Annotated in this window: 12 protein-coding genes; 9 read left to right on the top strand and 3 right to left on the bottom strand. The window is 69.5% G+C overall.

The window, feature by feature from the left end; all coding sequences use genetic code 11:
• Positions 1-122: 122 nt before the first annotated feature.
• On the bottom strand, positions 123-593 hold the full coding sequence (locus tag BM436_RS05750; RefSeq protein WP_093554456.1) for an Lrp/AsnC family transcriptional regulator: 471 nt from the start codon (positions 591-593) through the stop codon (positions 123-125).
• Positions 594-723: 130 nt separating this feature from the next.
• On the opposite strand from BM436_RS05750, the gene BM436_RS05745 reads away from it, so the two are divergent.
• The 4 genes from BM436_RS05745 to BM436_RS05730 all read left to right on the top strand — a co-directional run bounded on the left by BM436_RS05745 (position 724) and on the right by BM436_RS05730 (position 10,916).
• Positions 724-4,191 (top strand): indolepyruvate ferredoxin oxidoreductase family protein, encoded by a 3,468-nt coding sequence (locus BM436_RS05745; protein WP_093554454.1) that lies wholly within the window; start codon positions 724-726, stop codon positions 4,189-4,191.
• A gap of 163 nt (positions 4,192-4,354) precedes the next feature.
• Positions 4,355-6,052 carry a methyl-accepting chemotaxis protein gene (locus tag BM436_RS38440; protein WP_177306973.1) on the top strand — a complete coding sequence of 566 codons (1,698 nt, stop codon included), beginning with the start codon at positions 4,355-4,357 and terminating at the stop codon, positions 6,050-6,052.
• A 110-nt stretch (positions 6,053-6,162) separates the two neighbouring features.
• Complete coding sequence (locus tag BM436_RS05735; protein WP_218164819.1) at positions 6,163-10,182, top strand: beta-galactosidase; 4,020 nt, start codon at positions 6,163-6,165, stop codon at positions 10,180-10,182.
• 56 nt (positions 10,183-10,238) lie between these two features.
• On the top strand, positions 10,239-10,916 hold the full coding sequence (locus BM436_RS05730) for an SOS response-associated peptidase (protein ID WP_093554768.1): 678 nt from the start codon (positions 10,239-10,241) through the stop codon (positions 10,914-10,916).
• Here the strand turns inward: BM436_RS05730 and BM436_RS05725 are convergent.
• Together BM436_RS05725 and BM436_RS05720 are read right to left on the bottom strand one after the other, a co-directional pair.
• Entirely contained in the window at positions 10,913-11,254 is a 342-nt protein-coding gene (locus BM436_RS05725) for a zinc ribbon domain-containing protein YjdM (protein WP_093554450.1), read from the bottom strand. The genes BM436_RS05730 and BM436_RS05725 overlap by 4 nt on opposite strands.
• A 73-nt stretch (positions 11,255-11,327) precedes the next feature.
• A complete protein-coding gene (locus BM436_RS05720; RefSeq protein ID WP_093554448.1) occupies positions 11,328-12,869 on the bottom strand; it encodes a S10 family peptidase in 1,542 nt (513 codons plus the stop codon).
• A gap of 202 nt (positions 12,870-13,071) precedes the next feature.
• Here BM436_RS05720 and BM436_RS05715 point away from each other — a divergent pair, with 202 nt between their 5' ends.
• The 5 genes from BM436_RS05715 (at position 13,072) to BM436_RS05695 (ending at position 18,556) form a co-directional block, all read left to right on the top strand.
• Positions 13,072-13,371, top strand: a complete 300-nt coding sequence (locus BM436_RS05715) for a hypothetical protein (protein WP_229489174.1) — start codon at positions 13,072-13,074, stop codon at positions 13,369-13,371.
• A 49-nt stretch (positions 13,372-13,420) separates the two neighbouring features.
• On the top strand, positions 13,421-13,876 hold the full coding sequence (gene trxC, locus BM436_RS05710; protein ID WP_093554767.1) for a thioredoxin TrxC: 456 nt from the start codon (positions 13,421-13,423) through the stop codon (positions 13,874-13,876).
• A gap of 236 nt (positions 13,877-14,112) precedes the next feature.
• Positions 14,113-16,152 carry a TonB-dependent receptor plug domain-containing protein gene (locus tag BM436_RS05705; protein ID WP_229489163.1) on the top strand — a complete coding sequence of 680 codons (2,040 nt, stop codon included), beginning with the start codon at positions 14,113-14,115 and terminating at the stop codon, positions 16,150-16,152.
• Positions 16,152-16,685, top strand: a complete 534-nt coding sequence (locus tag BM436_RS05700; protein WP_093554446.1) for a YfiR family protein — start codon at positions 16,152-16,154, stop codon at positions 16,683-16,685. The genes BM436_RS05705 and BM436_RS05700 overlap by 1 nt, the downstream gene beginning before the upstream one ends.
• Positions 16,682-18,556 carry a putative bifunctional diguanylate cyclase/phosphodiesterase gene (locus tag BM436_RS05695; RefSeq protein WP_093554444.1) on the top strand — a complete coding sequence of 625 codons (1,875 nt, stop codon included), beginning with the start codon at positions 16,682-16,684 and terminating at the stop codon, positions 18,554-18,556. Before BM436_RS05700 ends, BM436_RS05695 begins: the two co-directional genes overlap by 4 nt.

The raw sequence follows: 18,556 nt of genomic DNA, 5'->3' as shown, positions 1-18,556 counted from the left end.
TGATCGTGACAACTAAATCTTACGGTTAAGGTTGTTTCGACGACAAGTGATGCGCGCGCGCCACGGCTTGCCGTGGGGCACCGGTGTTTTAGTAAGGGAATCGCGGATAAGCCCGCGTTCAACTAGAGCGGCGGCGCCGATCGTATCAGCACGGTGCGCAGCGCGAAGCTGGATTTGATGTGGGCGACGCCGGGAATGCGGGTCAGCGTGCGGGTGAGGAAACGGTTGTAATCGTCCAGGTCGCGCACCACCACCCGCAGGCTGTAATCGGTGTCGCCCGTCATCAGGAAGCAACTCATCACCTCCGGCGCGGCGGCGATCTGCTGCTCGAACACGGTGATGGCTTCCTCGGCCTGGCTGGTCAGCGTGACGGAAACGAAGATGCTCATCCGGCCAGCCAGCCGGCCCTCGTCCAGCCTGGCCACATAGCCCTGGATATAGCCGGCCTCCTCCAGCCGGCGCACGCGCCGCAGCGTGGGCGTCAGCGACAGGCCGATCTTGTCCCCCAGTTCGCTCCACGCCATGCGGCCGTCGGCGGCCAGCGCCTTCATGATTTTCAGGTCGGTTTTGTCGGCTTTGTAATCTGTAGTCATATCCGTCCAATGTTTATGGAAAGTGTAGTTGAATACACCTAAAAATGGAATCGGGAGTGGCGTATAACGGTGCCAATCACCAAGGGGAAGACCGTAAGATTTCCGCATCGTTCACGGTGGAGTCTTCAACATGTCTTCGATTTACAGCCGCGCCCGGGGGCGCACCTTCTTGACCGGCATCCAGGCGCTGGTGCTGCTGCCGATGCTGCAGCGGCGCATGGACCGGGAGCGCAAGCTGAACACCGGCGGCCTGGTGTCCGGCTACCGGGGCTCGCCGCTGGGCGCGTACGACCAGCAACTGTGGAAGGCGTCCGAGGACCTGGCCGCGCACGACGTGGTGTTCCAGCCCGGCCTGAACGAGGACCTCGCCGCCACCGCCTTGTGGGGCGCGCAAATGCACAGCGCCTACGGCGAAACCAGGGTCGACGGCGTGTTCGGCATCTGGTACGGCAAGGGCCCGGGCGTGGACCGCACCGGCGACGTGTTCCGCAGCGCGAACATGCTGGGCACCTCGCCGCTGGGCGGCGTGCTGGCCGTCTCCGGCGACGACCACGCCGCGCAGTCGTCCATGTATCCGCACCAGACCGACGGCATCTTCCAGGCCGCCTCGATGCCGGTGCTGCAGCCGTCCAGCGTGCAGGAGGTGATGGAACTGGGCCTGGCCGGCATCGCGCTGTCGCGCTACTGCGGCCTGTGGGTGGGGCTGAAGACGACGGCCGAGGTGATCGAGACGGCCGCCGTGGTCGAGGTGGGCGCCGCGCCGGTGTTCGTCACGCCGGCCGGCGCGACGCCGGCGCACGGCTTGAACTGGGACCCGTCCATCGCTTGGCCCGGCCAGCGCGCGGAACTGGAGCGGCGCCTGATCGACGAGCGGCTCCCCGCCGCCCGGGCCTGGGCGCGCGCCAACCGGCTGGACCGCGAGGTGGTCGGCGCGCCGGCCCGGCGCTTCGGCATTGTCACGGTGGGCAAGGCGCACCAGGACTTGATGCAGGCCGTGCGGGACCTGGGCCTGGACGCGGCCGCGCTGCGATCGGCCGGCGTCTCCATCTACAAGGTGGCCATGAGCTGGCCGCTGGAGACGTCCGGCATGCTGGCCTTCGCGGACGGCCACGAGGAGCTGATCGTGATCGAGGAAAAGCGCGCCACCGTCGAGACCCAGTTGAAGGAGGCGCTGTACCACCACCCGTCGGCGCGCCGGCCGCGCGTCAGCGGCAAGACCGATCCGGACGGCGCGCCGCTGCTGGCCGAGGTGTCCGAGTTCACGCCGCTGCTGGTGGCGCGCAAACTGGTGGCGCGCATGGGCGACGCCTTGCCGGACCTGCGCGTGAGGCTGCAGGCGCTGGAGACGGCGCAAAGCCCGGTCGGCGCGGCCGTGATCCCGGTGCGCGCGCCGTACTTCTGCTCCGGCTGCCCGCACAACACCTCCACGCGCACGCCGGACGGCTCGGTGGCCGGCGGCGGCATCGGCTGCCACGTGATGGCGCTGGCCCAGCCGGCGCTGAAGACGGCCACCTTCAGCCAGATGGGCGGCGAGGGCGCGCAGTGGATAGGCGCGGCGCCGTTCTCCGCCGTGCCGCACATCTTCCAGAACCTGGGCGACGGCACTTACCAGCACTCCGGCCTGCTGGCTGTGCGCGCGGCGGTGGCCGCCAAGGCCCGTGTCACCTACAAGATCCTGTACAACGACGCCGTGGCCATGACCGGCGGCCAGCAGGCCGAGGGCTTGATCGACCCGGCCCGCATCACGCGCCAGTTGCACGCGGAGGGCGTGAGCCGCATCGTGCTGGTGAGCGACGACGCGCCGCACTGGGAGGGCAACGGGGAACTGGCGCCCGGCACCGAGGTGCGCGACCGTTCCCTGCTGGACGCGGTGCAGCGCGAGTTGCGCGGGGTGGACGGCGTGACCGCCATCGTCTACGTGCAAACGTGCGCGGCCGAGAAGCGCCGCAAGCGCAAGCGCAAGGAAATGCCGGACCCGGACAAGCGCCTCTTCATCAACGAGCGCGTGTGCGAGGGCTGCGGCGACTGCTCGGTGCAATCGAACTGCATCGCCGTCGAGCCGCTGGAGACGGCCTTCGGGCGCAAGCGCAAGATCAACCAGGGCGCGTGCAACAAGGACTTCTCGTGCGCCAAGGGTTTCTGCCCCAGCTTCATTGAAATCGACGGCCCGCGCATCCGCAAGCCGGACGGGGGGCGGCTGGAGCGGCTGGAGCAGGCGCTGGCGGCGGCGTTGCCGCAGCCGGCCATCCCCGCCTTCGGCAACGGCTTCAACGTGCTGGTCACCGGCATCGGCGGCAGCGGCGTGCTGACCATGGGCGCGCTGCTGGGTGGCGCCGCCCACCTGGAAGGCAAGGGCGCCACGGTGCTCGACTTCACCGGCCTGGCGCAGAAGAACGGCGCCGTGATCAGCCAGGTGCGCATGGCGCCCACGCCGGCGGACATCGCCGCCGTGCGCATCGGCCCCGGCGCGGCGGACCTGTTGCTGGCGGCCGACCTGGTGGTGGCCTCGGCGTCGGACGCGCTGGTCAAGCTGTCGCCGGCGCGCGCGGCCGCCGTGGCCAACCTGGACGAGACCCCGACCGCCGAGGTGATCTCGCGGCGCGACGCCACGCAGCCCACCAGCCTGATGCTGGAGCGCCTGCGCAAGCGCTGCGTGCCCGGCGGCCTGCACAGCCTGAACGCGGGCGCGCTGGCCCAGAAGATCTTCGGCGACACCGTCACCGCCCACACGCTGATGCTGGGCTTCGCCTGGCAACGCGGGCTGGTGCCGCTGTCGTTCGAATCCATCGACCGCGCCATCGAGATGAACGGCGCGGCCGTGGCGCAAAACCGCCGCGCCTTCGCCTGGGGGCGGATCGCGGCGTCCAACCCGGCCGTGCTGGCCGAGGTGGACGCCGCCACGGCGCCGGCGGCCGCGTCGCCCGCCGCGCCGCCGGTGCGGGACATGGCGCTGGCGCGGTTGATCGACCACTACGCGGCCGATCTCGCCGGCTACCAGGACGCGGCGTACGCCCAGCGCTACCGCGCGCTGGTGGAAGGCGCGCGGTCCGCCGAGGCGAAGGCCGCGCCGGGGCGGGACGCGTATGCGCGCGCGGTCGCCATCGGCGCCTACCGCCTGATGGCCTACAAGGACGAGTACGAGGTGGCGCGCCTGTACGGCAGCGCCGAGTTCAAGGCTTCGCTGGCGGCGCAGTTCTCCGGCATGAAGCGGGTGTCCTTGTGGCTGGCGCCGCCGCTGCTGTCGCGCATCGACCCGGCCACCGGCCGGCCGAAGAAGCGCAAGTTCGGCGCCTGGATCCTGCCGGTGTTCGGCGTGCTGGCGCGCTGCAAGGGCTTGCGCGGCACGGCGTTCGATCCCTTCGGCCACACGGAGGAGCGCCGCCACGAGCGCCGCCTGGCGCGTGAGTACGCGGAGATGGTGGACCGCTTGAACGGCACCCTGAGCGCCGCCAGCCACGCGCGCGCGCTGGAATTGGCGGCGCTGCCGCAACAGATACGCGGCTTCGGCCCGGTCAAGCTGAAGGCGATCGCCGAGTATGACGAACGCAGGGCCGCGTTGGCGGCGGGCGATGCGGCGCCGTTGAAACGGCAAGCCTGACTTCAAGGCCGATGGTGCGCGGGCGGATCACGCCGGCGGGCCGGCCTGCCCGGGCATGTGGGACGCCGAATCAGAAACCTTCTATAAAAACGCGAATTGATTAGTTCTCTTCGGCAATAAACCTGACTACGCTAGGGCCATGTCTATTGCTGAAGGAACCGATATGCGTCTTCCCACATTGAAGGTTGGAGCCAGGCTGGGGCTGGGCTTCACCGTGTTGCTGCTCCTGCTGGCCATCATCACCGCCATCGGCATCGCCTGCATGGCGCAGATCCAGCAGCGGCTGGACCAGGTCATCCACATCAACAACGCCGAGACCAAGCTGGTGCTGGAGATGCGTTCGACCCTGAGCGACCGCCTGATCTCCCTGCGCAACCTGGCCTTGTCCAACGAGGCCGCGCTGGGCCAGGCCGAGGCGGGGCGCATCAAGGAGCAGGCGAAGAAATACGCGGCGGCGCAGCGGCAACTGCGGGACATGCTGGATAGCCGGCCCGACGCCTCGGCCGAGAAAGTGGCGTTGCTGCGCAAGATCGGCGAGCGCGAAAAGGCGGCGCTGCCCTTGATGGACAAGGCGGCCGACCTGGCCCAATCGCTCAAGGTGGACGAGGCGGCCCGCGTGCTGATGAGCGATCTGCAACCACTGCAGGTGCTGTGGCGCGCGGCGCTGGGCGAACTGCTCGACGTGGAAGAGAAGCTGAGCGCGGCCGCCGCCGAGGACGCGGCGGCCGCCTATGCGCAGGCGCGCCTGTTCATGCTGGCGCTGGGCGGCGTTTCGCTGCTGGTGGGTGTGGCGACGGCGCTGCTGATCACGCGCGGCCTGCTGCGCCAGCTGGGCGGCGAACCGGCGGACGCCGTCGCCATCGCGGGCCAGATCGCGGCCGGCAACCTGGCCGTGGTGATCGACCTCAAGCCGCACGACCAGGCCAGCCTGCTGCACGCGATACGCGGCATGCGCGACCGGCTGGCCGTCATCGTCGGCGAGGTGCGCGAAGGGACCGACCATATCGCCTCCGCCTCGAAGCAGATCGCATCGGGCAACGCCGACCTGTCGGCGCGCACCGAGCGGCAGGCCGGCACGCTGGAGGAAACCACCGCCTCGATGGAGGAGCTGACCGCGACGGTGCGCCAGAACGCGGGACACGCGCAAGAGGCGGACCGGCTGGCGCTGTCGGCGTCCGAGGCGGCGATCGAGGGCGGCGCCGTGGTGTCGCGCGTGGTGGAGCGCATGGAGGCCATCAACGCCTCGTCGCGCCGCATCGTCGACATCATCGGCGTGATCGACGGCATCGCCTTCCAGACCAATATCCTGGCGCTGAACGCGGCGGTCGAGGCGGCGCGCGCCGGCGAACAGGGACGCGGCTTCGCCGTGGTGGCCTCCGAGGTGCGCGGCCTGGCGCAGCGTTCGGCGGCGGCGGCCAAGGAGATCAAGACGCTGATCGCCGACTCGGTGCGGCAGGTGGAGAGCGGCTCCGCGCTGGCCGGCGACGCAGGCTCGACAATGGATGGCGTGGTGGCCAGCATCCAGCGCGTGTCCGGCATCATGAGCGAGATCACGGCGGCCAGCAGCGATCAAAGCCGGGATATCGAGCAGGTGCACCTGGCCATCAGCCAGATGGACCAGGCCACCCAGCAAAACGCCGCGCTGGTGGAGGAAGCGGCGGAGGCGGCCAGGTCGCTGCAGGCGCGGGCGGGCCGGCTGGTGGAAGTGGTCAGCGTGTTCAGGCTGGAGGGCGGCAGGGGCGCGGTCGCGCCGCGCGCCGCGGACGCGCCGGCGCGCCGTCCGCGCGTGCCGGTCTCGAGCGGCCGCGCGCACCCCCGCGAGCGCGGCGCGGGCTTGCCGCTCGCCGCGCGCGGCGCTTGATCAAAATGATGAGTAATTGACGATCCGAACCCGGCGGGCCGTGGCGTGGCCCGCATTTTCGCTATCATGGCCGGCGTGAATTCGATAGCGTAACGAGCAAGGATTAGATCATGATGCAACAAGGACCGCGCCATCGCGCCGCAATGCTGGCGATGGGGACTACGATGGCGCTGGCGGTCAACGCCGCGCTGCCGGCATGGGCGCACGCGCAAGCACAGCCCCAGTCAAATCCAGAACACGCCACGCCCCCGGCGGCGCCCACCACCGGCGATGCGCTGATGGACACCTTCGGCCTGACCTCCGCCAACAAGGTCCAGACCCAGGGGCAGGCGTCCACCGGCCAGACCGCGCACCTGAAAGTCGTGCCGCGCCGCGGCGACACCAGCTACATCATGGCGGCCTTTCCCGCCGCGGCGGAAAACACGCTGAGCATCTTCACCGGCTACGACGGCCAGACCTACACCTCGCTGGCCTCGGAAGCCTACAAGCCCGCCAAGGGCGGACTGCGCGACCCGTCCATCATCCATGCCAACGACGGCTACTACTACGTCGCCTACACCACCGGTTCGAAGGGCGGCAGCTTCGGCCTGGCGCGCTCCAGGGACCTGCGCCGCTGGAGCCATGTGCGCGACATCGCGCTGGCGCTGCCTTCGGGCGCGGCGGCCAGCGTGCGCGCCCCCGAATGGCTGCGCGACCGTGACGGCAAGGTGCATCTCGTGGTGTCGGCCGCGGGCAATGGAGGCAAGTTTTCGACCTATCTTCTCAGCGCCACCGACGCCAGCCTGACCCGCTACGCCAAGCCCCGCTTGATGAAGGGCCTGGAGAACGATTACGTCGACGCCTTCGTCCTGGTCGACGGCGACGGCTATCGCGTCTTCGCCCGCAACCAGGCCAGCGGCCGCATCGAGATGGCCAGCGCGAAAGACCTGTCCGGGCCATGGAGCGTCGAGCCGGCCGGCGACTGGGGCGCCGGCGTGGAGGCGCCCGCGCTGGTGAAGCTGCCGGACGGCGGCTGGCGCATCTACTTCGAGGACGGCAAGCGCTACTACCATTCCGACAGCCGCGACAACTTCAAGACCTGGACGCCGAAGGCCGAGCTGGCCACGGTGTCCGGCGCGGCGCGCCACTTCACCGTGCTGGCCGAACCCACGGCCGTGCTGGAGAAGGCCACCGCGCCGGCCGGCAAGCCGAAGAAAATCACCTGGGACAAGCACTCGCTGCTGATCGACGGCGAGCGCAAGATGATCTGGGGCGGGGAGATGCATCCCTTCCGCCTGCCTTCGCCCAGCCTGTGGCGCGACGTGCTGGAAAAGATGAAGGCCAGCGGCCTCAATACCGTGGCCTTCTATTTCGACTGGGGCTACCACTCCGCGCGGCCGGGCGAGTTCGATTTCACCGGCATCCGCAACATGGAGAAGGCCATCGAGATGGCCGAGGAACTGGGCATGTACATCATCATCCGCGTGGGCCCGTACGTGAACGCGGAGCTGACCATGGGCGGCTTCCCCGGGTGGCTGGCGCGCCAGCACGCGGTGGCGCGCACCGACGCGCCGGACTACATCGCCGCCTCCGACGAGTGGCTCACGCAGATCAACGCCATCGTCGCGCGCCACCAGGTCACCAACGGCGGCGGCAACGTGATCCTGTACCAGCTTGAAAATGAACTCAGCCAGACCACCGACACGCACAAGCGCTACATGCAGTACCTGCACGACAAGGCGCGCGCCGACGGCATCAGCGTGCCGCTGTTCCACAACTCGGCCGGCCGCCTGCCCAACTGGACCCCGGTGGGGTCCAGCGCGCCGTACGCGGTGCCGGGACCGACCGACCTGTACGCCTTCGACGGCTATCCCGGCGGCGGCTGCACCAACACCCACGTGCCGGGCAAGCCCAACGTCGTGCCCAACTGGGGCATGTACGGCGAAATGCCGAAGAAGATCGACGGCCCGGTCAAGATCGGCGCGCTGGCCTCGCCCAACACGCCCGGCTTCGCGGCCGAGATCGGCGGCGGCTGGTTCGACTTCTGGGGCAGCGTGGGTTCCTATGAATGCACGGCCAAGCGCATCGGCTCCGGTTACCAGCGCGTGTTCTACGGCTCGAGCCTGATCAACGGCCTGTCCATCCACAGCGTCTACATGATGTTCGGCGGGACGTCCTGGGGCTGGACGCCGGCATCCGTCGTGTACACCTCCTACGACTACGGCGCCGCCATCGACGAGGGACGCGGCCTGCGCGAAAAGGCGCTGACCTTGAAGCAGATGGGGAACTTCGTCCAGGCCGCCGAGGGCCTGCTGGCGGAGATGGAGAAGGCCGAGCCGCTGGCCACCTCCAGCGAGCGCGTGAAGCTGTACCACAACATCAGTCCGAAAACGGGCGCGCGCCTGATCTACGTGGCACACAATCCGTCGGACGCCACCACCAACGACCCGTTCAGCTTCAAGCTCACGACGCGCGATGGCAGCTACGCCATCCCGCAGGCCGGCAAGCTGGGACTGAACGGACACGACGCGAAACTGCTGCTGGCCGACTACGCGCTGGAGCGCCAGCACCTGGTCTACACCACGTCGGACACGCAAACCCACTTCCGCCAGGGCGCGCGCGACGTGGCGCTGCTGTACGGCCGCGCGGGCGAGGACGGCGAGACCGTGCTGCGCTACGCCGGCGAACCGAAGGTGGAGGTGCTGCAGGGCGCCGTCTCCCAAGTCTACGACGGCAAGCGCGGCGACCTGCGCCTGAACTATGTGCACCAGGGCCTGGCCGTGGTGCGCATCACGCCGGCCGGCGGCGCGCCGCTGTTGCTGCTGCTGGGCGACGACGACACCGGCCGCCAGATGTGGAAGATCGACACCGCGCAAGGCCCGGTGCTGCTGCGCTCCGCCGCGCTGGTGCGTTCGGCCAGCTGGGAGCGGGGCGCGCTGGCGGTGACCGGCGACGCGAGCGCGCCATCCACGCTCGATGTCTGGACCGAGCAGCCGCTCACGGCGCTGCGTTTCAACGGGCAGGCGCTGAAGCCGGCGCGCGGCGCGGATGGCCGCGTGAGCGCCGGCGGCATCCTCGGCCCGCGGCCCTACAAGCTGCCGGACCTGATGGCGCTGCAATGGGGCCGCCGCCTGGATTCGCCGGAGGCGAAGCCGGAATTCGACGACAGCGGCTGGCGCAAGGCCGACCTGGCCGCGAGCGCCGCCACCATCGCCACCTTGCCGCCGCAAGGGCAGCCGGTGCTGGCCATGAGCGACTACGGCTTCCACCACGGCGACGTGTGGTATCGCGGCCGCTTCGAGGTGCGCGCCGGGCAGCCGCTGGCCGAGCGGCTGGAAGTCGCGTACGGCGGCGGCGGGGCGGGCATGGCGCAGGTCTGGCTGGACGGGAAGTTCATCGGCCAGCACGAGCTGCCGGGCGGCGACGCCAAGCCGGTCACGGTCGCCACCACCTCGTTCGACCTGCCGGCGCTGGCGGCGGGCCCGCACCTGCTGTCCGTGATGGTGCGTAACAACTCGCACAACTGGGACCTGGCCGCCAACGACGAGCACAAGGAGGGCCGCGGCCTGATCAGCGCCTCGCTGGGCGCGAAGCAGGGGCCGAAGTTCGCCACGCCGGTCAGCTGGAAGATCCAGGGCAGCCAAGGCGGCGAGGTGATACCGGACCTGGTGCGCGGGCCGATGAACAACGGCGGCCTGTGGGGCGAGCGCCAGGGCTGGCACCTGCCGTCGCCGGGGGCGGCGGTGGACCGGCAGTGGCAAAGCGCGGCGCCCGGCGCGGCGCCGCCGCAAGCCGGCACCTACTGGCTGCGCACCAAGGTGAAGCTCGACCTGCCGAAGGACCACGACATCCAGCTGGGCCTGGTGTTCGGCGACGCGGGCAAGCCGCGTTCCGATCCGAAGACGCGCGTGCTGATGTTCGTGAACGGCTGGAACATGGGCAACTTCATCAGCAACATGGGTCCGCAGCGCACCTTCGTGCTGCCGCCGGGCGTGCTGAACGCGAACGGCGACAACACCATCGCGCTGGCGGTGACGACCGACGGCAAACCGGAGAACGCGCTGGAGCCGGTCAAGCTGGTGACCCTGCGCGCGGCGCGCGGCGGCGTGAAGGTCGAACCGGTGGGGCAGTCCGCCGCGCTCCAGCGTTAGCGGCCGCTTTGCTTGCGTAGCGCCGTCCCGCGCGGGCGGCTGCTATGATCGTCCGCATGTGTGGACGATTCGACCAGAACGATATCGCGCGGCGCTACGTCGCGGCCTTTGGCTGGGCGGACGCCGCCTACCGCGGCCAGGCGCGGCCCACCTGCAATGCCGCCCCGGGCACCTACCGTCCGCTGCTGCACATGGAGGACGGCCAACTCGCCGTCGACGACCTGTACTGGGGCTACCGCGCGTCGTGGGCGGCCGAGAAGCTGCCGGTGTGCTACAACGCGCGGCTGGAAAAGGTGGCCAACAAGTACTGGGGGCGGCTGATGAAAACCGGCCGCGCGGTGGTGCCGGCGAACGGCTGGTACGAATGGACCGGCGAAAAGGGCAAACGCCAGCCCTGGCATGTGCATCGCAAGGACCGCGAACCGATCTTCATGCTGGCGCTGGCCAACTTCGGCCCGTTCAAGGAGCACAAGGCCGAATCGGGCTTCGTGCTGCTGACGGCCGACGCGTCCGGCGGCATGGTGGACATCCACGACCGGCGTCCGGTCTGCCTGAACGCCGCCGACGCCGCCCTGTGGCTGGACCCGGGCCTGCCGATGGAGCAGGCCGAAATGCTGGCCCGCTCGATGGCGCTGGGCCCCGAGGAATTCGAGTGGTACCGCGTCAGCCCGGAGTTGAACAACGCGGGCAATGACGGCGAGCACCTGCTGCTGCCATTGCCCGACGAAACTTAAACCTTCTTGACGAACTCAGTCTTCAGGCTCATGGCGCCGAAGCCGTCGATCTTGCAGTCGATGTCGTGGTCCTTGTCCACCAGGCGGATGTTCTTGACCTTGGTGCCCATCTTGACCGTGCCGCCGCCGCCCTTGAGCTTGAGGTCCTTGATGACGGTGACGGTGTCGCCGTCCTGCAGCACGTTGCCGGCTGCGTCGCGGTAGACGCGGGCGCCCTCGTCGGCGTCGGCCGCGGCGCCGGCGGTCCATTCATGGGCGCATTCTGGGCAGACGTATTGCGTGCCGTCCTCGTACGTCAGTTCGGAGCCGCATTGCGGGCAGGGTGGTAGTGCGCTCATTTCCAGATCCTTGAAAGGCGGGCGGGCCCGCGAAAAGGACGCAGTATACAACCTGCCCGCCCGGCCTCCCAAATCAGTACTTGGCGGGCTGGTTGGCGGCCGGTGTGGTGGAGCGGATGAAATCGCGCAGGTCGTCGGTGGATTTCACCAGGTCCTCCGAGCGCAGATACATCATGTGGCCGCTGCGGTAGCCCTCGAATCGCAGGCGGTCGCGCATCTTGCCGCTCGGGTCCAGCTGCCACATGGTGTACTTGGCGTCGAAGTAGGTGGTGGCGCCGTCGTAGTAGCCGGACTGCACCAGCACCTTCATGTACGGGTTCATCGCCATCGCCTTGCGCAGGTTCTCGCCGGTGCTGTCCTTGCTGTTGTCCCACGGGTGGACCGGGCCGAACATGTTGTACTTGATGTCGGTCTTGTACTGCAGCACGTCGCGCAGGTAGTGGTTGATGGCGGGCGTGAACGAGTGCAGCCAGGAGGTCAGCTCGGCGTTGTAGTCCACCTTGTCGCCCGCCACGGTCTTGTCGATGCCCTTGTAGCGGGAGTCGAGCCGGCCCACCGTGTAGCCCTGGTCGCGCAGCAGTTCCTTCCAGAAGAAGTCCGTCGGGATCACCAGGTTGTGCTGCAGCACGGCCTTTTCGGACACGCCGGCGTAGCGCGCCACCTTCGCGGCGATCCGCGCCTTGCGCTGCTCGTCCAGGAAGCCGCCCTTGGCCAGCGCGGGTATCAGTTCGTCCGTGGTGAACGCCTCCACCTCGGGCAGGATGTCCTTCAGGTCCTTGGCCTGCAGGTCGGCCGGCAGCGCTTTCTGGTACCAGGCGGTGGCGGTGTAGTAGGGCAGGTTGAGCGCGTCGCCGACGATGCCCTCGCGCTTCAGGCCCAGTTCCGTCGGCGACACCAGCACCACGCCGTTCAGGTACATCCAGTGCGCGTTCTGCAGCTCCAGCGCCAGGCCGGCCACGCGCGCGGTGCCGTAGCTTTCGCCGATCAGGTATTTGGGCGAGGTCCAGCGGCCCTCGCGCGAGACGAAGGTGTTCAGCCATTCGGCCAGGTAGGCGATGTCCGCGTTCACGCCGAAGAAGGTGGCGCGGTCGGCCTTGGGGTCGAGGATGCGCGAGAAGCCGGTGTTGACCGGGTCGATGAACAGGATGTCGGCCGCGTCCAGGATGGAGTGCGGGTTGTCGCGCACGCCGTAGGGCTGCAGCGGGTAGCCCTCGTCGTCGATGTTCAGCATTTTCGGGCCGGTGTAGGCCACGTGCATCCACACCGAGGCGGAGCCGGGGCCGCCGTTGAAGGACAGCACCAGCGGGCGCCTGCCTTTGTCGGCCACGTCGGTGCGCTGGTAGTAGGTGTAGAACAGCGAGGCGATCACCTTGCCGTCCTTGTCCCACACCGGCTGGGTGCCGGCCGTGACCTTGTACGGCACCGCCTTGCCCTTGATGGTGACCTGCCCGGTCTTGGTGACGGCCGATTCGGCCTTCAGCGCACGCTCGAACGGCTGCGGCGCGGCGGCCGCCCGTTCCGGCGCCGGCGCGGCCTTGGCGTCGGGCGCCTGTTGCGCGTGGGCCGAGCCCAGCGCAAGCATCAGGACGGGGGCGAGACGGGTGATCGGTTTCATGGGATGTGGCCGGGCGGGGTGGATGAAGCCGCGTAGTATTCCACAACGGTAATGCCTTGGACGCCCGATTTACAAACTCGAAACATTTCAGCCGTTTCGCTCCGCGCCGGGCCGGTTTCGTCGCAAAGCGGTGGCCGGCACGGGCGGGCGCCGCGTAATCGGGCGCCGGGCTAGACTCGGCCATGTTTGAGGCGGAGGATTTATGGAGTGGATGGAATGGTTGCAATGGCCGGCCATGGCGATGTCGCTGCTGGCGGCCTGGCTGGTGGCGTCGACGGAGGCCAGGCGCCGGATGGCGGGGTTTTGGGTTTTCCTGGCCAGTAACGCGCTGTGGGTGGCGTGGGGCTGGCAGGATTCCGCGTGGGCGCTGATCGCGCTGAATCTGTGCCTGGCGGCGACCAACATCCGCGGCATCGTGAAAAACGAGGACGCGGAGCAGGGCGGGGACAAAGAGGGCAAAGAGGACAAAGACAAGGATAAGGACGCCAAGCGGCCCTCATGAAACCCGCCGTTCTGTTACATTGTCGCCATTCGCAACCAGGATGAAAAACATGGACACCGCAACCCAAACAGAATCCCTGCATATCGTCTGCCCACAGTGCGACGCGGTCAACCGCGTGCCGGCCATGAAGCTGTCCCACACGCCCACCTGCGGCAAATGCCACCGCGAGCTGTTCGCCGGCAAGCCGGTGGACCTCACCAGCGCGCGCTTCCTCAAGCACATAGAACGCAGCGACCTGCCGGTGCTGGTGGACTTCTGGGCGCCCTGGTGCGGCCCGTGCCGCCAGATGGCGCCGTTCTTCGAGCAGGCGGCCATGGGCCTGGAGCCCATGTACCGCGTGGTCAAGGTCAATACCGAGGAGGCGCAGGACCTGGCCGCCCGCTACGCGATCCGCAGCATCCCCACGTTGGCGCTGTTCAAGGGCGGGCGCGAAGTGGCGCGCCAGCCGGGCGCGATGGACGCGCGCGGCATCATGGCCTGGGCGCAGCAGAACAACCCGTCCTGAGGCCTTAGCACATCTGGCCGCAAAAAGCACGCCGCGGCGCGGCGGCGCGCGATATGTATGCCTTAAAGCAACACCTCGCGCCAGGGGCGTCCAATCCCGTGTAACATTCAATCGCTAGCGGCGGTCCAGCCTGCAGCCGGACCGTCTTTGTCGCGCGCCGCCCGCTCCGGGCGCGTAAACGATCGCTTGTACCTGGGCCGCCGCGCACTTCGCAACGGCATCCTATTTGAGTGGTTATGGTCACGAGCTTAGATTCAAGGCTGGACCTGCGTTGGCGCCTGGCCCTGGCGCTGGCCGCAGGCTTGGCGCCCGCCTGGGTGGCTGCCAACGCGCCGCCCGTCAAGATATCCCCCGACGCCGGCAGCGACGAGCTGGCGGCTTTGCCGCTGGAACAGCTGATCGGCCTGCAGGTGGTCAGTTCCGCCTCCCGCTTCGCGCAGGCGATCGCCGACGCGCCGTCGGCGGTGGTGGTGCTGACCGCGCAGGACATCCGCGACCATGGCTGGCGCACGCTGGCCGAGGCACTGGCCTCCTTGCCCGGACTGTACGTCAACGACGACCGCAACTACGCCTACCTGGGCGCGCGCGGCTTCCTGCGCCCGGGCGACTACGACAGCCGCTTCCTGCTGATGATAGACGGCGTGCGCGTCAACGACGCCGTCTACGACCAGGCCACCATCGGCACCGACGGCTTCCAGGACATGGAACTGGTGCAGCGCATCGAGTTCGTGCCCGGTCCCGGTTCGGCGGTGTACGGCTCGAACGCGCTGTTCGGCGTCATCAACGTCATCACCAAGAACGGCAGCACGCTGGGCGGTGCCCAGGCCTCGGTGTCGGCCGGCAGCTACGGCGAGCGGCGCGCGCGCGTCAGCTATGGCTGGCACGGCCAGAACGGCGCCGACCTGCTGCTGTCCGGCACCGCCTACGCGCGCCGCGGCCAGGACCTGTACTACGCCGAATTCGACACGCCGGAGCAGAACCACGGCGTGGCGCGCGGGCTCGATTACGACCGCTATCGCAGCGTCTTCGCCAAGGCCGCCTACGCCGGCTGGACGCTGTCGGCCAGCCATGTGCAGCGCACCAAGGGCATACCCACCGGCTCCTTCGGCGCCGAATTCAACACCGCCAACTACACGCGCGACACGCAAAGCTTCGCGCGCGCCGGCTACGAACGGGCGCTGGCCCCCGGCCTGAGCGCCTCGGCCCTGGCCTACTGGGGCCGCAGCGACTACCTCGGCGAGGGCCGCTATCCGGACCCGGAGGGCGTGGCGCGGCTGAACGTGGACGGCGACCACGCCGCCTGGTACGGCGCCAGCGCCTACCTCACCTACATCGCGCCGGCCGGGCACAAGCTGGTGGCCGGCTTCGACCTGCAGCGCAACCGCCGGCGCGACCAGTTCAATTACGACCCCGCGCCATACCTCCCGCTGCTGGACGACAGGCGCAGCGACACCCGCGGCGGCGTGTTCGTGCAGGACGAGTCGCACCTGGCGCCGGGCTGGATCCTGAACGCGGGCGCGCGCTACGACTGGGACAGCGCCACCGGCCACAGCTTCAATCCGCGCCTGGCGCTGATCTGGCACGCCGGCCCCCGCGACACGGCCAAGCTGGTGTACGGCACGGCCTACCGTTCGCCCAACGCCTACGAGCTGTATTACGCCTACAGCGGCGAGCCGGGGCAGGTGGCCAATCCCGGCCTGAAGCCCGAGCACATCAGCACCCGCGAGCTGATCCTGGAGCACCGCTACGGCGATCCCGGCCAGGCCAGGCTCTCGCTGTTCCACTACGATATGCACGGCCTGATCGGCCAGGAGACGCTGCCCGACAGCGGCATGCTGCAATTCCTGAACGTCGACCGCGCCGCGGTGAGCGGCGCCGAACTGGCGCTGGAGCGCAACGTCGGCCGCGGCGCGCGGCTGCGCGCCAGCCACACCTGGCTGCGCTCGCGCGACGGCCAGGGCGTCGAGCTGAGCAATTCGCCGCGGCGGCTGGCCAAGCTGAACCTGGCCGTGCCGGTGTTCGGCCACGCGGCGCGGGCGGCGGGCGAGCTGCAGTGCCTGTCTTCCCGGCTGACCGGGACCGCGCGCATCGGCGGCTATTGCGTCGCCAACCTCACCGTCAGTTCGGTGCGGCTGATGCGGCGCGCGGACATGTCGCTCAGCGTGTACAACGCCTTCAACGCCCGCTACGCCGATCCGGGCGGCGGCGCGTTCGAGCAGCAGGCGATAGCCCGCCAGAGCCGCACGCTGGCGGCTAAACTGGTGGTGGGGTTCTGATGCGGCGGGCCTGGCGACTGGGCGGCGGCGTGGCGCTGTGCTGCGCCATGCTGGCCCCGTCCGCGGGCCGGGCCCAGGTGCCGGTACAGGGAGGCGCATTGAAGGCGGCATACATCTACAACATCGCGCTGTTCACCACGTGGCCCGCCGCGGCCGCGGCCGGGGGGGGCGAGCGCGGCGAGCGGCCGTTCGCCGTCTGCGCGCGGCCCACGCACACGCTGTGGGAAAGCCTGCGCAGGCTGGAGGGCAAGCCCGTCAACGGCCGGCCCTGGACCCTGCTGGACGCGGCCAGCGCGCCCAGGAGTTGCGACATCAGCGTGATGACCGGCGAGACGGCGCCCAGCCGCGCGCCCGAGCTGTCGGCCGGCACGCTGTACGTGGTGGACGGCGCCGCCGCCGGCCGCTACGCCGGCGCGGTGACGCTGGTGGACGAGGACGACCATGTGCGCTTCGACGTCGACACCCGGGAGGCCGCGCGGCTGGGGCTGAAATTCAGCTCGCGCCTGCTGCGGCTGGCGAGGAACGTGCTGTGAACAACCCGCCCAAGCGCGACGGCGCGCAATTGTCGACCATGCTGGGGGCCGGGCAGCTGGCGGCGGCGGTGTCGGCGCTGGTGATCGCCGGCCTGATCCTGCTGGTCTACCAGTTGCTGGCCCAGCAGCAGGCGCTGGCCAACGAGGCGCGGGTGCAGGCGGCCATCGTGGCCGACAACATCTCGGCCTCGCTGATGTTCCGCGACCGCGAAGCGGCGAGCGAGATGCTGCGCTCCTTCCGCTCGGCGCCGGTGCTGCAGTCGGTGGCCGTGTACGACGCCGACGGCGAGCTGTTCGCCGACTACAGCACGCCGGGCCACGCGCCGGCGGCCCGGCTGGACGCGGTGGCCGCGCCGCCATGGCAGTCGCTGCGGGTGGTGGCCGACGTCGGCTACCGCGGCGCCAGGCTGGGACGGGTGGTGCTGGTCAACAGCACCATCGGCATCCGCGACGCGATGGTGCGCTACATCGCGCTGCTGGTGCTGGCCTCGCTGGGCGCGCTGCTGGTGGCGCAGCTGCTGGTGCGCAAGACGCGCGCGCGGGTGGCGGCGGCCGAGCGCGAACTGGAATACCTGGCCCACACCGACCCGGTGACCACGCTGATCAACCGTCGCGCCACCTACGCTCAGCTGGAGCGCGTGCTGGCCGAGCGCGCCGCGGCGGGCGGCCGGGCGGCGCTGCTGCTGATCGACCTGGACAACTTCAAGGCCGTCAACGACGCGGCCGGCCACAACGCCGGCGACGAATTGCTGCGCAGGGTGGCGATGGAACTGCGGGCCGTGGCGCGCGAGGGCGACGTCGTGGGCCGCATCGGCGGCGACGAATTCGCCATCGTCACGCCGGTGGCGGACCACGCCGAGGCGCGCGCGCTGGCGCAGCGGGTCACGGAGGCGCTGCGCCAGCCGTTCCAGATCGAGGGCAGCGAGGTGTTCGCCACCGCCAGCGTGGGCGCCTGCACCTTCCCGGACGACGCCGCCACCATGGCCCAGCTGGTGAGCAGCGCCGACACCGCGCTGTACCACGCGAAGAAGGCCGGCCGCAACCGGCTGGCCGAGTTCGCGCCGGAGATGACGCTGCACATCCAGCGCCGCCTGCGGCTGGAGCGCGAACTGCGCCGGGCGCTGGAGACGGGCGGGCTGGAGGTGTTCTACCAACCGCAGTTCGACTGCGCCAGTGAGCGGATGGTGGGCGCGGAGGCGCTGCTGCGCTGGCGGCATCCGGAGCACGGCTTCATCTCGCCGGCCGAGTTCATCCCGGTGGCCGAGGACAGCGGCCTGATCGTGGCGCTGGGCCAGTGGGTGCTGGAGCAGGCCTGCCGCGAGGCGGCGCAGTGGCGGGGCCTGTGCGGCCTGGAACTGAGCGTGGCGGTCAACGTGTCGGTGCGCCAGCTGCGCGAAAAGGACTTCCTGGACGTCGTCATCCGCACGCTGGAGGCCACCGGCCTGCCGGCCGGGCAGCTGGAGCTGGAGGTGACGGAAAGCGTGCTGATGGAGGACGTGCAGTCGGCGGTGCAGTTCATGCGCGAAGCGCGCGCCATCGGCGTGCGCCTGTCGATCGACGATTTCGGCACCGGCTACTCGTCGCTGGCCTATCTGCAGTCCTTCCCCATCAACCAGCTGAAGATCGACCGCGGCTTCATCGAATCGCTGCCGGGCGACGGCACCACCATCGTCAACGCCGTGATCTCGCTGGCGCGCGACTTCCAGCTGTCGGTGGTGGCGGAGGGGGTGGAGAACCGCGAGCAGCTGGCGTGGCTGCAGCGGGCCGGCTGCACCTACGCCCAAGGCTATTTGCTGGGCAAGCCGATGCCGGCGGACGCGCTGCGGCAAACCATGCGGGCGCACACCGTGGCGGCCGAGCAGGCATCCTAG

Source organism: Pseudoduganella namucuonensis (assembly GCF_900116645.1).
GTDB classification, from domain to species: domain Bacteria; phylum Pseudomonadota; class Gammaproteobacteria; order Burkholderiales; family Burkholderiaceae_D; genus Rugamonas; species Rugamonas namucuonensis.
The sequence above is the reverse complement of the archived record's forward strand: the minus strand, read 5'-3'. Positions and strand labels throughout refer to the sequence as shown.

Bases quoted from the DNA above. Each gene is read 5' to 3' on its own strand.
- BM436_RS05750 (WP_093554456.1), bottom strand. From the start codon at position 593: ATGACTACAGATTACAAAGCCGACAAAACCGACCTGAAAATCATGAAG.
- BM436_RS05745 (WP_093554454.1), top strand. From the start codon at position 724: ATGTCTTCGATTTACAGCCGCGCCCGGGGGCGCACCTTCTTGACCGGC.
- BM436_RS38440 (WP_177306973.1), top strand. From the start codon at position 4,355: ATGCGTCTTCCCACATTGAAGGTTGGAGCCAGGCTGGGGCTGGGCTTC.
- BM436_RS05735 (WP_218164819.1), top strand. From the start codon at position 6,163: ATGATGCAACAAGGACCGCGCCATCGCGCCGCAATGCTGGCGATGGGG.
- BM436_RS05730 (WP_093554768.1), top strand. From the start codon at position 10,239: ATGTGTGGACGATTCGACCAGAACGATATCGCGCGGCGCTACGTCGCG.
- BM436_RS05725 (WP_093554450.1), bottom strand. From the start codon at position 11,254: ATGAGCGCACTACCACCCTGCCCGCAATGCGGCTCCGAACTGACGTAC.
- BM436_RS05720 (WP_093554448.1), bottom strand. From the start codon at position 12,869: ATGAAACCGATCACCCGTCTCGCCCCCGTCCTGATGCTTGCGCTGGGC.
- BM436_RS05715 (WP_229489174.1), top strand. From the start codon at position 13,072: ATGGAGTGGATGGAATGGTTGCAATGGCCGGCCATGGCGATGTCGCTG.
- trxC (WP_093554767.1), top strand. From the start codon at position 13,421: ATGGACACCGCAACCCAAACAGAATCCCTGCATATCGTCTGCCCACAG.
- BM436_RS05705 (WP_229489163.1), top strand. From the start codon at position 14,113: ATGGTCACGAGCTTAGATTCAAGGCTGGACCTGCGTTGGCGCCTGGCC.
- BM436_RS05700 (WP_093554446.1), top strand. From the start codon at position 16,152: ATGCGGCGGGCCTGGCGACTGGGCGGCGGCGTGGCGCTGTGCTGCGCC.